Annotated in this window: 14 protein-coding genes, 1 pseudogene and 1 riboswitch; of the genes and pseudogenes, 10 read left to right on the forward strand and 5 right to left on the reverse strand. The window is 69.8% G+C overall.

Annotated elements, in window-relative coordinates:
* Together ACIRFL_RS30540 and ACIRFL_RS30545 are read left to right on the forward strand one after the other, a co-directional pair.
* Window positions 1-430 (forward strand): transposase (locus ACIRFL_RS30540; RefSeq protein ID WP_404034668.1); only part of this gene is annotated, 430 nt, incomplete at its 5' end.
* Between the two features lie 162 nt (window positions 431-592).
* Window positions 593-802: pseudogene (locus ACIRFL_RS30545) on the forward strand (hypothetical protein); the annotation flags it as partial.
* A gap of 46 nt (window positions 803-848) precedes the next feature.
* Here ACIRFL_RS30545 and ACIRFL_RS30550 read toward each other — a convergent pair.
* Entirely contained in the window at window positions 849-1,337 is a 489-nt protein-coding gene (locus ACIRFL_RS30550; protein WP_404034670.1) for a GNAT family N-acetyltransferase, read from the reverse strand.
* A gap of 507 nt (window positions 1,338-1,844) precedes the next feature.
* Here ACIRFL_RS30550 and ACIRFL_RS30555 point away from each other — a divergent pair.
* Entirely contained in the window at window positions 1,845-1,976 is a 132-nt protein-coding gene (locus tag ACIRFL_RS30555; RefSeq protein WP_404034672.1) for a hypothetical protein, read from the forward strand.
* Between the two features lie 281 nt (window positions 1,977-2,257).
* Here the strand turns inward: ACIRFL_RS30555 and ACIRFL_RS30560 are convergent, their stop codons facing one another.
* Genes ACIRFL_RS30560 through ACIRFL_RS30570 form a run of 3 tightly spaced genes read right to left on the reverse strand, consistent with a single transcriptional unit; the run spans window position 2,258 to window position 5,049 of the window.
* The gene (locus ACIRFL_RS30560; RefSeq protein ID WP_404034674.1) at window positions 2,258-3,256 is read right to left on the reverse strand and encodes an ABC transporter substrate-binding protein; all 999 of its coding nucleotides are present in this window, start codon (window positions 3,254-3,256) and stop codon (window positions 2,258-2,260) included.
* Between the two features lie 8 nt (window positions 3,257-3,264).
* Window positions 3,265-4,032, reverse strand: coding sequence for an ABC transporter ATP-binding protein (locus ACIRFL_RS30565; protein ID WP_404034676.1), 768 nt, complete (start codon window positions 4,030-4,032; stop codon window positions 3,265-3,267).
* Between the two features lie 3 nt (window positions 4,033-4,035).
* The gene (locus ACIRFL_RS30570) at window positions 4,036-5,049 is read right to left on the reverse strand and encodes a FecCD family ABC transporter permease (RefSeq protein WP_404034678.1); all 1,014 of its coding nucleotides are present in this window, start codon (window positions 5,047-5,049) and stop codon (window positions 4,036-4,038) included.
* A 171-nt stretch (window positions 5,050-5,220) separates the two neighbouring features.
* Window positions 5,221-5,300: riboswitch (cobalamin riboswitch) on the reverse strand.
* A gap of 107 nt (window positions 5,301-5,407) precedes the next feature.
* Here ACIRFL_RS30570 and ACIRFL_RS30575 point away from each other — a divergent pair.
* The 7 genes from ACIRFL_RS30575 (at window position 5,408) to ACIRFL_RS30605 (ending at window position 12,275) form a co-directional block, all read left to right on the forward strand.
* Window positions 5,408-5,698: an HPr family phosphocarrier protein gene (locus tag ACIRFL_RS30575; RefSeq protein WP_404034806.1), complete on the forward strand. Its 291-nt coding sequence runs from the start codon at window positions 5,408-5,410 to the stop codon at window positions 5,696-5,698.
* A 336-nt stretch (window positions 5,699-6,034) separates the two neighbouring features.
* Window positions 6,035-7,321, forward strand: a complete 1,287-nt coding sequence (locus tag ACIRFL_RS30580) for a flavin-containing monooxygenase (protein ID WP_404034680.1) — start codon at window positions 6,035-6,037, stop codon at window positions 7,319-7,321.
* An 11-nt stretch (window positions 7,322-7,332) separates the two neighbouring features.
* Window positions 7,333-7,803, forward strand: a complete 471-nt coding sequence (locus tag ACIRFL_RS30585; RefSeq protein WP_404034682.1) for a RidA family protein — start codon at window positions 7,333-7,335, stop codon at window positions 7,801-7,803.
* Entirely contained in the window at window positions 7,800-8,474 is a 675-nt protein-coding gene (locus ACIRFL_RS30590) for a DUF1028 domain-containing protein (protein ID WP_404034684.1), read from the forward strand. Before ACIRFL_RS30585 ends, ACIRFL_RS30590 begins: the two co-directional genes overlap by 4 nt.
* On the forward strand, window positions 8,474-9,616 hold the full coding sequence (locus tag ACIRFL_RS30595) for a M20 family metallopeptidase (protein ID WP_404034686.1): 1,143 nt from the start codon (window positions 8,474-8,476) through the stop codon (window positions 9,614-9,616). Before ACIRFL_RS30590 ends, ACIRFL_RS30595 begins: the two co-directional genes overlap by 1 nt.
* Before the next feature lie 147 nt (window positions 9,617-9,763).
* Complete coding sequence (locus ACIRFL_RS30600) at window positions 9,764-11,215, forward strand: aspartate ammonia-lyase (protein WP_404034688.1); 1,452 nt, start codon at window positions 9,764-9,766, stop codon at window positions 11,213-11,215.
* A gap of 109 nt (window positions 11,216-11,324) precedes the next feature.
* Complete coding sequence (locus ACIRFL_RS30605; RefSeq protein WP_404034690.1) at window positions 11,325-12,275, forward strand: LysR family transcriptional regulator; 951 nt, start codon at window positions 11,325-11,327, stop codon at window positions 12,273-12,275.
* Window positions 12,276-12,501: 226 nt separating this feature from the next.
* On the opposite strand, the gene ACIRFL_RS30610 is transcribed toward ACIRFL_RS30605, so the two are convergent.
* Complete coding sequence (locus ACIRFL_RS30610; RefSeq protein WP_404034692.1) at window positions 12,502-13,920, reverse strand: purine-cytosine permease family protein; 1,419 nt, start codon at window positions 13,918-13,920, stop codon at window positions 12,502-12,504.
* Window positions 13,921-14,105 lie beyond the last annotated feature (185 nt).

Here is a 14,105-nt window from a genome sequence, read left to right on the forward strand (position 1 = left end):
CGGCGCCCAGTTGCGGTTCACCGACCTCGACGGGCTGCGGCTGACCTGCTTCGCGACCAACACAAAAGGCGGCCAGCTCGCCGACCTCGAACTGCGTCACCGCCGCCGGGCCCGATGCGAGGACCGCATCCGAGGCGCCCGCGACACCGGCCTGCGCAACCTGCCCCTGCACGACACCGCGCAGAACCGGATCTGGCTGGAGATCGTCTCCCTCGCACTCGACCTCCTCGCCTGGATGCCCATGCTCGCTCTGACCGGCACAACCCGCCGCTGGGAACCCAAGAAGCTCCGCCTGCGGCTGTTCTCCGCCGCCGCCCAGCTCGTGAACACCGGCCGCCGCCGCTGGCTGCGCTTTAGGGCCCGCTGGCCCTGGACCGACGTCATCACCCACGCGATGGACAGGCTCCACACCCTCCCGAACCCCGGATGACCAGCAACTTCGACCATTCCGACAACCCGCACCACCCCACCGGCGAAGTGGAACCCGGCGCCCACCCGACGCGAGAGCCGGGCCCTCAGCCTGCCCCAACCCCGAAAAGACCCCACCGCACAGACACAGAGTCCCCGTCAGCAAGCTGACGGGGACTCATGAATGATCGAGGCTAGGGAAGCCATAAGGCAAGCCGTCACCGAAGGCCGAGCCGGTGACATCGCTTCTGCCCGCCAGAAGCTTCTGACCCTGTGGTCCGCGGTCGGTGTCACGGACGACCCGCTTCACCGCTGCTCTCTCGCTCACTACCTGGCAGATCTCTGTGAAAATCCCGCCCGGGCCCTGACCTGGCGCGTCCGGGCCTTGCAAGCCGGCCGCCATGCAGCGAAGCCGGTGCCCCGCCAACCGGCACACCGCGTCATTCCGAAGGAATGCGAAACTCGAATTCGGGACGGTCCCACGGCACGGCGGGCGGGTTCGCGAACGCGGTCCCGGTCCGCACCGCACCGACGCGGTGGTAGAAGTCCGCGGCGGGAAGGTGCGACACGACCTTGAGACGGTCGATCCCGGCAGCACGGGCCTCGGACTGCATGTGCGCCACGAGCAGCCGTCCAATACCCCGCCCTTGCACTTCGTCGGCGACGAACAGCAGGTCGAGCTCCGGTGGAGCAAGGACGAGCGAGTAGAACCCGAGGACCCGGTCTCCATGCTCGTAGGCGCCGACGGCCACAAAGGCGCGGTGGGCCTCGATGTAATCAGGACCGACCCGGTAGCCCGCGACTGCGGCTGCGTACTTACCCTGGTAGGCGCCTGAGCCACGCACGAGCCGCGTGAGCCGTTTGGCATCCCGCGCGACGGCCCTCCGTATCGTGACCGGCTGGCTGATCGGGGAAGTGCGTGAACTCATCGGGAGAGTATTTCGCACCGGGAAGTGCCTTCGTGCGGCGGGTCGGCTGATTGTGCGGGCGTTCCTGCACCGCTCCCCGGAACCCCTCGCCCAGGCCCCGAACCCGCTCCGGATCCCTGCCCCGCATCCCCGCACAAGCCCCTGCACGGCGACGAAGAGGCCGCCCAGGTAGGAGGAACGGCTGCTGCTCGCCACCGGCCGCCGCGCCCGACCGACATCGAAGCGAGCTGCTAGCGCTGTACCACCAGCAGACCAAGAACCTCCTGGTGTCATACGCCCCGAAGAAACTGGGCTTCTTCTAGCCACGAAAGAAGGGCGCCTGACCAGGCAAGACCGCCGTCAGGCGCCCTTCACCGGGCTCGCCTAAGGAGCGCGCGGGGCACTTCCGGGCCAAGCCTCCGCCAGGAACTTGGCGTAGTAACGGAAGGGGGCTTGGATGCTATGCCCTGCGCGACGCGCGCACTCGGCAGGGTCAGCACCGGAGGCCAACCAGAAGGGAATGCCGGCATGGCGGAGGTCACAGGGGCACATCACAAGCTCAAGGGCATGCTCATCCCCGTCCCCGGCCGCGGTGCCCCGCGGGGCACCGATTCCGCCGACGTGCTCCCCCTTCTCACAGAAGTGGCCGCCTTCCCGTAGAAGTGGGGCGAGGACATCCTCCAGTGCTCCCTGCCCACCATGTAGCGCGACGCATAGGTATACGCCGACGACCACGCCACCACCCCACCCCAGCTGATCACCGGCAGCCGGCGGGCCCTCGCCGACCTGACCGCTGCACGCACCCGCTGGAACCAGGCCACAACACCCCCGCCCGCGACGAGGCTCTTGCCGTCCTGTGCGGGGTGCCCGTCGTAGTCGACGTGGTCTGCATCGGCCGGGCGGGCATGATTCCGGGCGGGAGCACGGTCCGCTGACGGTCCTTACCGCTGCTGGGCCACCGTCCGCAGATACGTGCCGAGCCGGGCGATGGCGGACGGGTTGCGGGGGCTTTCCACCAGGTCGACGTAGTCGAGGACGAAGATCCGCTTGTGCTTGACCGCGGAGACATCACGGAGCGGGGCGTACGACAGCAGGAACTTCCGCTTCTGCTCGGCGCTCAGGTCGCCGTAGTTGCAGACGACGATGACGTCCGGGTTCCGCTCGACGACGGACTCCCAGCCGACGGTGGTCCAGGAGTCGTCGATGTCGTGCATGACGTTGTCCCCGCCGGCCCTGCTGATGATCTCGTCAGGGGCGCCGTAACGGCCCGACGACAAAGGCTGGTTCTGGCCGCTGTCGTAGAGGAAGACCTTCGGCCGGTGGGCGGGCGCCTTCGCCTCGGTGGTGGCGATCTGCCTCTTGAAGTCGGCGATCAGCGCGGCGGCCCGCTTCTCCACACCGAAGAGCTTGCCGAGGTTGGTGAGGTCGGCGTACAGGGCGTCCAGGGGCGGCACGATGCCGCGCGAGGTCTTGGTGCGGCCGTTGCGGCAGGACTCGGTGAGGATGTACGTCGGGATGCCGAGCTTCTTCAGAGCCTCCGGGGTGAAGCCGCTGTCCTCGCGGAAGCCGTAGCTCCAGCCGGCGAAGACGAGGTCGGCGCGTGCGTCGAGGACGTTCTCCTTGGTGAGCCGGTCCTTGGAGAGCCACTTGACCTTGTCGTAGGCGTCCTTCCAGGGCACGTCGGTCAGGTCGCCCTTGTCGTCGGGCATGGCGAACCCGGCCATGCGGTTCTCCAGGCCGAGAGCGAACATCAGCTCGGTGATGCCGACGTCGTTGGTGACGACCCGCCGGGGGACCTTGTCGTACGTCACCTTCTTGCCGCAGTTGGTGAGCGTGACGGCATGGGACTTCGCCTCCTTGGACGACTCGACACTGGCACCGCACCCGGTTGCGGTGACGGTGGCTGCGAGGCAGAGGGCGGCGGCAAGCAACTTACGCATGGAAGTCCTTACTTGGCGGGCCGAAGCAGGTCGAACAGGAGCTGGACCGCGCCGGTCTCCGGGTGCCGCACCGGATGCGCGCTCACCCCGAACACCTCGGCGAGCAGGGCGGGTTGGAGTACGTCGTGCGGTGGTCCGGAGGCGGCGATCCGGCCGCCGGCGATGACGTAGAGGACATCGCAGTGCGCGGCGGCCAGGTTGAGGTCATGCAGGGCGGCGAGCACGGTCGGCCCGCTGTCGCGGACGAGGGAGAGCACGTCCAGCTGGTGGGCGATGTCGAGGTGGTTGGTGGGTTCGTCCAGGACGAGGACGCGGGGTTGCTGGGCGAGGACACGGGCGATGAGGACGCGCTGTTTCTCGCCGCCGGACAGGGCGAGGAACCCGCGGTCGGCGAGGTGCGTGACGCCGGTGCGTTCCATGGCCGCAGCGCACACGGCGCGGTCCTCGGCGGCCGTGCGGCCCTGGTGCGGCAGGCGTCCCATCGCGACCACTTCGGCGACGGTGAAGTCGAACTCGGCGGACGACTCCTGCGGCAGCGCGGCCAACTGCCGGGCGGCGGCCCGCGGTTCCATGGTGTGCAGGTCGTCCCCGTCGAGGCGTACGACTCCCCCGGCCGGGCGCAGTGCCCGGTACACGCAGCGCAGCAACGTCGACTTGCCACTGCCGTTCGGACCGACGAGCCCGACGAACGCCCCGCTGTCCACAGCGAGCCGCACGTCCTCCACCAGCCGAACCCCGGCAGCCTCGACCGTCACGTCCTCGATGTCGAGCCTCATCTGTCACCGACCTCCGAACGCGTAGCCGCCGCGCCGCATCAGCAGCAGGAAGGCGGGGACTCCGACCACTGCGGTGATCACGCCGACCGGCAACTCCGCGGGCGCGAGCAGGAGTCGGGACAGGATGTCCGCCCACACCAGCAGGACGGCTCCGGCGAGGGGTGCCACCGCGAGCACCTTCCGGTGGTCGGCGCCGACGAGCATCCGTACGACGTGCGGCACCATCAGCCCGACGAAACCGATGGCTCCACTGACCGAGACCACCGTGCCGGTCACAGCTGCCGTCACCAGGAACAACACCCTGCGCAGCCGGGCGGGTTGGACGCCGAGCGCGGCGGCCGTCTCGTCGCCCATGGCGAGCGCGTTGAGCGGCTCGGCCCGCCACCGCAGCCACGCCCACCCGGCGGCCACGGTCACCGCGGCGAGCGGCACCTGCGCCCAGGTCGCCCCGCCCAGGCTGCCCAGCAGCCACATCATCGCCGAACGGGCCGCCTCGCCCCGGGCCGCCCCGAACACCATCACCGTGGTGACCGCCTCGAAGCCGTACGCCAGCGCCGTCCCGGTCAGGATCAGCCGCAGCGGGGTCAGCCCGTGCGCCGAGCGAGCCACCGCGTACACGAGGACCATGGCCGCGAGCGCCGAGGCGAACGCCGACACCGACAGCGCCCACACACCCAGCCCGGCGAACGCCCCGAGCAGGATGACCGCGTTCGCGCCCACCGCCGCACCCGAGGAGATGCCCAGCACGAACGGATCGGCGAGCGCGTTGCGCACCATGGCCTGCACGGCGACCCCGACGGCCGCGAGCCCCGCGCCCACGACGGCCCCGAGCACGACGCGCGGCAGCCGGATCTCCCAGACGATGATGTACGCGGCGGCGTCATCGGCATGCACGGTGCCGCCGGTGGTCCCCGCCCACAGGAAGCGGAACACATCCGCGCAGCCGATCCCCGCGGCCCCCAGCACGACACCGCACACGAGCGACACGAGGAGAAGCAATCCGAGGCCAAGTGCCAAGGGAGGTACGGGTATTCGTCCGGGGGTGGGGCTGCGGCGCACGGTCAGGGCGGTCCTTCGCCTAGAGCCGCCGGTCGGACCTCACGCTAGGAGAGAGCCCGTACGACACGAAGGCCGCTCGGTCCCCTCTCGCAGTCCACGGCGAGCAGTCAACGGGTCGCGCCACCCACAGGCGATCGGGCTCACGCGAACAACCAGGGGTCGCCGCGCACACCGTTGCGGGTCAGCGCCGGACTCTCACCGGACTTCCCCCGCGGGAGGCGTCGCGAGCCTAACAGAGGCGGATCAGCAGCAGTCGTGCCGCTCCCGCTCCGGCGAATACAGGTGGCTGCCGTGCGCCTGGGCATCGCTCGCGGGCCTGAACCCGGCTTCACATCCCGCCCCGACTTTCCGGCGGCCACACCTCGCTGCTGCTCGTCCGTGTCCTCGCCCGGCCGCCCAGTTCACCCAGACCGTGCTCCGGTACGGCGTGCCCGTGCTCATCGGCCGCGAAGGCGGCGCCCCGATCGACGCGTCCAGCGTCCTTCAGGTCATGGGGCTGGCGGTGAAGCACGACGAGGCCGTCGTCCTCTCCTGTGAGGCTCCCGGCGCCGACCAGGTGCTGGACGACCTCGCCACGCTGCTGGCCACCGACCTCGACGCGGAGTGACGGTGCCGACCACCCCGCTCATCGAAGGCCTCGGCGTGGGACACGGAGCAGCCGTCGGCCCCGTGAATGGCGCCCGTGGACGAAGAGGTGCGGTCCGCGCTGGAAATCGTTCCCTGACCCAGCGGCCCTGAGTCCTGCCCGGGCGAGACGGCCCGGGACGGCACGACTGGCCCTGCACCCTCCGCCGGGGCCTGCGCCACCTCTTGTATCTGTAAATCAGATGCCGCACAACGAAAACCCCTGTTGGACAGAACTATTGGGGTGCACAGAGGATTTCCTGTGCGGTAGCGGGTCGATTCGACAGTGCAGTGGCCTACCGCCTGAGTGGAGGTTGACATGTCGAGTGAAGAGACCGAGGTAGTCGTCGTCGGGGCGGGTCAGGCAGGTGTGGCGATGAGCGAGCACCTGGGCGCCCACGGCGTACCGCACGTCGTGCTGGAGCGGCACCGCATCGCCGAGCGGTGGCGTTCGGAGCGGTGGGATTCCCTGGTCGCGAACGGGCCCGCGTGGCACGACCGCTTCCCGGGACTGGAGTTCTCCGACGTCCACCCCGACGCCTTCGCCTCGAAGGATCAGGTCGCGGACTACTTCGTCGCGTACGCCGAGAAGATCGGCGCCCCGGTCCGGTGCGGTGTCGAGGTGACGTCGGTGCGCAGGCACGCCGGTCGGGCAGGCTTCCGGGTCGAGACGTCGAAGGGCGCCATCGACGCGCGCTTCGTCGTGGCGGCGACCGGGCCGTTCCAGCGGCCCGTGATCCCGCCGATCGTCCCGGACGGTGCCGTCTGCACACAGATCCACTCCAGCGGTTACCGCAACCCGGAGCAACTGCCCGAGGGCGCGGTCCTCGTAGTCGGGGCCGGCTCCTCGGGCGTGCAGATCGCCGACGAACTGCGCCGGTCGGGCCGGCAGGTCTTCCTCTCCGTCGGTCCGCACGACCGTCCTCCCCGCGAGTACCGCGGACGTGACTTCTGCTGGTGGCTCGGTGTGCTCGGGCTCTGGGACGCGGAGACACCGCCCCAGGGTGCCGAACATGTCACCATCGCGGTCAGCGGCGCCCGCGGCGGCCACACCGTGGACTTCCGTGACCTGGCCGCCGACGGCATTCAGCTCGTGGGTCTGACCATGTCCTACGACGACGGCGTACTGCGCTTCGCGCCGGATCTCGCCACGAACATCGCCCTCGGCGACGCCCAGTACCTGGCACTTCTCCAGGCGGCCGACGCGTACGTCAAGCGCAACGGGCTGGACCTCCCCGAGGAGCCGGAGGCCCACGTCCTCGGGCCGGACCCGGAATGCGTGACCGAGCCCCGACTCGAACTGGACCTGGCCGAGGCGGGTGTCACCTCGATCGTCTGGGCGACGGGCTTCTCCGCCGACTACAGCTGGCTCCAGGTCGACGCGTTCGACGAGAACGGCCGGCCAGAGCAGCGACGAGGAGTTTCCACCGAGCCCGGCGTCTACTTCCTGGGCCTGCCCTGGCTGTCCCGCCGCGGGTCGAGCTTCATCTGGGGTGTGTGGCACGACGCCAGATATGTGTCCGACCACATCGTGACCCAGCGGGGCTACCTCGCCTACGGCAGCGGCCAACGGCCGCTCGCCGCGCCAGTGACCGGAAAGAACTGAAGGGACAGACGATGACCTCCACGAGCGAGGACCGACCGGTCAAGGCCCCGATCGTCGCCGGCGGACACACCCGGATCCGGCCGTTCAACACGCGCGACACCTATCCCGAGCAGAACCTCGACAACGACCTCTGCCAGGCCGTCGTCGCCGGGAACACCGTGTATGTCCGGGGTCAGATCGGCCAGGACCTCGACACCAGTGAGTCCGTGGGCATCGGCGACGCCGAGGCCCAGGCCGAGCAGGCCATGGCCAACATCAAGATGCTGCTCGAAGAAGCGGGCAGCCGGATGGAACACCTGGTCAAACTGACGATCTACCTGGTCGACCCGCGCTATCGCGAGGCGGTGTACCGCACCGTGGGCCGCTGGACCAAGGGTGTGCACCCCATCTCCACCGGTTTGGTGGTCTCCGCCCTCGCCCGCCCGGAGTGGCTGTGCGAGATCGACGCGATCGCGGTGATCCCCGAGGAGGAGCGGCGATGACCTTCTCCCTGGTGGTCCGCGACGGCGAGCGGTTCGGCATCGCGGTCAGCTCGTCCAGTCCCGCCGTCGCGGCCCGGTGCGCGCATCTGCGGCCCGGCGTCGGCGCCGCCGCCTCACAGAACATCACCCATCCTGTCCTCGGCACCGAGTTGCTCGACCGGCTCGCCGAACACGGCGACGCCCAGCGCGCCTTGACCGATGTCACCGGCGCGGACCGCAACGCGCCGACCATCGCATATCGGCAGTTGACCGTTCTGGGGCACACCGGGCCCGGACATGCCTTCAGTGGCTCCGGAACGCTCGGCACATACGCGTCGGCGACCGCGGACGGTGCTGTCGCCGCGGGGAACTTGCTGGCCGGCGCGCACATCCCCGATGTTCTCCTGGACGCCTACTTCGCGGCGACGGGTGAGCTGGAGGAGCGGTTGGTCTCCGCTCTGCGCGCTGCCCTCGCGGTCGGCGGTGAGGCGGGGCCGGTGCGCTCCGCGGGCCTGGCGGTCGTCGCGGACGTGGGCTGGCGGGTGACCGACCTGCGGGTGGACTGGGCCGACGATCCGATCGAACAGCTCGCTGCTCTTCTGGACGTGTGGCTGCCGCAACGGGACGACTACGTGCGGCGCGGCCTCGACCCCGCGGGCTCCCCCTCCTACGGCGTGCCGGGCGATCTGTGATGGGCGCGCTGAAGGAGGCCGCCCGGAGCGCGGTCAACCGGCACGCGGAGGAACTGATCGGGCTGTCCGAGCGGCTGCACGCCGACCCGGAGACGGCCTGGGAGGAACACCGGGCCGCGGCCACCGTGCCGGAGCTGCTGGACCGCGCCGGATTCGACGTCACTTCCACCTATCTCGGCCTGGAGACGGCGTTCTACGCCCGGTTGGGCAGCGGGCCCACCCGCATCGCCGTGTGTGCCGAGTACGACGCGCTGCCGGGCCTGGGCCATGCGTGCGGGCACAACCTGATCGCGGCGAGTTCCATCGGCGCGGCGCTCGGCCTGGCCGCCGTGGCGGACGACGCCGGCCTGACCGTGGAGGTCTACGGCACCCCGGCCGAGGAGGGCGGCGGCGGCAAGATCGAGATGCTGGAGCGTGGCGCCTTCGCCGGGGTGGACCTGGCGATGATGGTGCACCCCGCGCCGGTCGACGTCGCCGAGGCCCGCCCCTTCGCGGTCAGCCACTCCAAGATCTCCTACACCGGCAAGTCCTCACACGCAGCGGCCTACCCGGAGGCCGGGGTCAACGCGGCCGACGCCTTCACCGTGGCCCAGGTCGCCATCGGCCTGCTGCGCCAGCAGTTGCCGGCCTCGGCCCGCGTGCACGGTGTGGTCACCCACGCCGGGGACGCGCCCAACGCCATCCCCGAGCGGGCGACCGGCCGGTGGTACGTACGGGCGGAGACGCTGGCCGAACTGGCCGAGCTGGAACCCCGCGTCATGCGGGCCTTCGAAGCGGGGGCCCTCGCGACCGGCTGCGCGCTGGAGATCGAACCGGAGAGCAAGCCGTACGCGGAGTTCCGCACGGACGAGACCGCCCTGGCGTACTACCGCGCCAACGCCCTCGCGCTGGGCCGGGAGTTCGCGCCGCCCGGCCAGGCCGCCCGGATGAACCGCGCCTCCACCGACATGGGCAACGTCTCACAGGTGGTGCCGGCCATCCACCCCTACATCGGCATCGGTTCCCTGCCCGCCACCAACCACCAGCACGAGTTCGCCGCGTACTGCGTGGGCGGCAAGGCCCAGCGTGCCCTGCTGGACGGGGCGATCGCACTGGCCTGGACCGCAGTGGACCGCGGCGCGGCGGCCACCGCAGCAGTGTGACCGCGGGCGCGGAGGCCGGCCCGGGCCCCGTCGGTTCACGCCCTGTGCCCGGTCGTCACGCTCTTGCGGAGTGGCTGTCAGGTGTCGAGGCCGTTCCCCGGATCCGCTCCCCGCTCTCGTTCATCTCCTGTGACTCTTGAGGACATCATGTCTGCACCATCAGCGGCCGGGCGTCCCGGCGCACACGTCGCGACCGGCTCGGTTTCTCGCCGGGACCACGACATGCTCGGCAGTGTCGAAGTGCCGGGCGATGCCTACTACGGTGCGCACACGGCGCGGGCGGTGGTCAACTTCCCGATCACGGGAGAGACCCTGTCGGCCCGCCCGCACCTGATCCGAGCCCTGGCCGCCGTGAAGCAGGCCGCGGCCGCGGCCAATGCGGAGGTCGGGGCCTTGGACGGGGATCTCGCCTCGGCGATCGCCGACGCCTGCACGGAGATCCGTGAGGGAGCGCTGCACGAGCAGTTCGTGGTCGACCTCATCCAGGGCGGCGCGGGGACGTCGACCAACATGAACGCCAACGAGGTGATCGCCAATCGCGCCCTGGAACTGCTCGGCCTCTCCCGCGGTGAGTACACCGCCCTGCACCCCCTGGACCACGTCAACCTCGGACAGAGCACCAACGACGTCTACCCGACCGCGGTGAAACTGGCCCTGGACGCGCACATCGCCGGGCTGCTCGGTGCGCTGGCCGGGCTTCGTATTGCCTTCGCCGACAAGGCGGCGGAGTTCGCCGACGTACTGAAGATGGGCCGCACCCAGTTGCAGGACGCCGTGCCCATGACGCTGGGCCAGGAGTTCGCGGCGTTCGCCGCGACCCTTGCCGAGGACGAGCAGCGCCTGGGCGAGGCCAGAGTGCTGCTGCACGAACTCAACCTCGGCGGCACGGCGATCGGCACCGGCCTCAACGCACGCCCCGGCTACCGGCAACTCGCGGTGGAGCACCTGCGGCGGCTGACGGGCATACCGACGCTGGTGTCCTCCCCTGACCTGATCGAGGCGACCCAGGACGTCGGCGTGTTCGTGCAGTTGTCCGGTGTGCTCAAGCGGCTCGCGGTGAAACTCTCGAAGATCTGCAACGACCTGCGCCTGCTGTCGTCGGGGCCGCAGGCCGGCCTCGGCGAGATCAACCTCCCGGCGCGCCAGGCCGGTTCGTCCATCATGCCCGGCAAGGTCAACCCGGTGATTCCCGAGGCCGTCAACCAGATCGCGTTCGAGGTCATCGGCAACGACGTGACCGTGACGTTCGCCGCGGAGGGCGGACAGCTCCAGCTCAACGCCTTCGAGCCGATCATCTACCGCAGTCTGAGCGCGGGCCTGGATCATCTCGCCGCGGGGATCACCGTGCTCACCGAGCGGTGTGTGCGCGGCATCACCGCCAACCGGGACCGGCTCGCGCAGACCGTCGCGGCCTCCACCGGACTGGTCACCGCGCTCAGCCCCGCGATCGGGTACGAGTCCGCGTGCGCCATCGCCCTGGAGGCGCACCGTACCGGCCGGCCCGCGCTGGACCTGGTGCGTGAGCGCGCGCTGCTGACCGAGGCGGAGCTGCGCGCCCTCACCAGTCCTGCCATGCTGACGGGCCGACTCGCGCCCTGACCGGCCGGGCGTCGTCCAGGACCGCTGTACCGGTGCCGCCCACCCCTGTAATCTGTTTGCTGGATTCAGTCGGGTAGGCACGCCTCGATAACTGATGCAAGGGTCTGTTATGACACCGCCGGTTGGCTTCACGCTTGTCCAGTTGCGCTATTTCGTGACGGCCGCCGAATGCGGGTCGATGACGGCGGCGGCCGAAAGGCTGCGTATCGCGCAGTCTGCCGTGTCCTCTGCCATCACCAACCTGGAACACGAGTTGCGGGTGCAGCTCTTCGTCCGCCACCGGGCCCGGGGGCTGACCCTGACCTCGGCGGGCGAGCGCCTGCAGCACCAGGCCCGTGAGCTGCTGGCTCGTGCACGCGAGGTGGAGGCGGAGGCCCGCGGCAGCGGCGGTTCCCTGGCCGGCCCGGTCACGCTGGGCTGCTTCGTCACGCTGGCGCCCTACTACCTGCCTGCGCTGTTCGCCGCCTGCAGCGAACAGCATCCGGGGATCGAACTCAACGTGGTGGAGGCGGAGGCAGAACAGCTGGCCCAGGCGCTGCAGAGCGGGAAGATCGATTTCGCGCTCACCTACGATCTCGGCATGTCCGCCACCCCAGCTCTGCGCCGGGACGTCATCGACCAGGCCTCGGCGTACGTGATCATCCCCGAGACGCATCGGTTGGCCGACCGCCAGTCGGTGGAGCTGTCCGAACTGGCCGCCGAACCGATGGTCCTCCTCGACCTCCCCTACAGTCGCGACTACTTCCGGGCACTGGTCACCGCCACGGGCATCGCCCCCGACATCCGTTACCGGACCCAGAGCTATGAGACGGTGCGGTCCCTGGTCGCTCACGGGCTCGGGTACTCGGTCCTCAATCAGCGGCCGGCCACCAGCCAGACCTACGCGGGCAGGGACGTCGTCCCGCTGGAACTCATCGACGACCATCCGCATCTCGACGTGACGATCGCGCTGATGGACGGCGTCCGGCAGACCATGCGCGCTCAGGCCGTGATCGACCTGCTCCGGGAGATCGGCTCGTCGACGAAGCCGCGGGCCGGCCGTCGGTCGCGTTCCCACTAGCAGCGCCAACCGTGGCGCCGGCCGGGGCGCCGCCGCGCAGGCAGCCGCGGCCCGGGGATGGTGACGGCAACTGGGGAAGGTCTCCTCGCAGCGCTCCCGGCGGCGGCCGGCCGGGGGCCGAGTTCGCTGTCCCCCGCTGCCCGGCCCGAGAGGGTGCGGGCAAACCGTTGCCGCGGGCGTCTGTGCCGCCGGGGCACGACAACACAGACGCCTGGCTGTTGCCGGGTCAGATCAGCGCCGCATCGGTGCTCTCCGGCGAGGGCACGACGACGGAAGCGGAACGCCGCAGCGCGGCCTTGGCCCAGAAGTAGTACAGGGGGCTGATGACCGCCAGCCCGACGATCCAGGACAGGTCCACGCCGCCCATCGCGGTCGCCGCGGGCCCCGTGTACATGGTCGTGGAGACGAAGGGCAGCTGGATGACGGCGCCGATGAGGTAACAGCAGACCGCGGGTACGTTGACGCGCCCGTAGATGCCGCCGTCGGCGCGGAAGAACGACTCGACGTCGTAGTCACCGTGGCGCAGCAGGTAGTAGTCGACGAGGTTGATGGCGGTCCACGGCACGAGCACGGTCATCAGCAGGGTGATGAAGTTGAGCCAGTTCGCCATGAAGTTGTTCTGGCCCGCCAGCGCCGCGATCAGCGCCAGGAGGAACAGGGCGACGGCGGTGACGGCCCGTACGACTCTTCCCGGGGACCAGGCCGGTGCGAAGGTCTGCCCGACGGTGAGGGTGGACAGCACGCCGCAGTAGAGGTTCATGGAGTTGGTGGCGGCGATACCGAGCGAGAAGATCAGGATGATGGCGGGCCCGACGGGTCCGGTGAGCTGGTCGAGTCCCGCGACGACGTCCTCGCCGACGGCCACGCCGACGATGGCTCCCAGGATCATCGGGAAGATGGAGCCCAGCGAGCAGCCGGCGTAGCTGGACCAGAAGGCGGGGCGGGCGCCGGTGTCCGCGGGCATGTAGCGCGAGTAGTCCGACACGTACGGAGCGTAGGCGACCTGCCACAGCGCGGACGCGGTGACCGTGCCCATGAAACCGGCGATGCAGACCGAGCCGTGGGAGGCGAAGCCCTCCGGGAGGCCGTGCACGCCGATGATCCAGACGAAGGCGAGGAGCAGGGCGGCCCCGGAGAGGTAGGTCAGGATGCGAGTGTAGGTGTGGATCAGGTCGTACCCGAAGATCACCGCGATCACCGCGACCACACCGACGACGACGATGCCTGTGCTCGTTCCGACCGGAAGTCCCGCGGCGACGAGCGACTGGCCGGCCAGGACCAGGTTCGATGCGAAGAACCCTATGTACATCAGCACCACGAGCACGGTGACCAGCAGCGCCCCGTAGCTTCCGAACTGGCCGCGTGACTGCACCATCTGCGGCACACCGAGCTGGGGGCCTTGCGCGGAATGCAGGGCCATCAGCACGGCGCCCAGAAGGTTGCCGACGAGGATGGCGACGACGGTCAGCCAGAACGGCAGCTGGAAGACAGCGGTGCCCAGCGCTCCGGTGACGACAGTGAGCACCATGATGTTGGAACCGAACCAGATGGTGAACAGGTCACGGGCGCTGCCGTGCCGCTCGGACGGCGGTATGGGCTGGATCGTTTTGTCTTCAAGGCGTTGAGGCACCTCAACCTGCGTCATGGGACGGCCCTCCGCTCAAGGTATGGCTCGAAACTGCCATAACGTTGGGCCCACGGATGTCCCCTGTCCAATAGATGTTTGCGATCCAGTTCCCCTGTTCTTCGCATATGGCCGGCCATGAGACGCAGCGGGTTGACGCAGCCGGACGGGGCGGGCCAGCACTACACCCCATCGAGCACATCATC

The organism is Streptomyces sp. NPDC102462 (genome assembly GCF_044765425.1).
Lineage (GTDB): Bacteria > Actinomycetota > Actinomycetes > Streptomycetales > Streptomycetaceae > Streptomyces.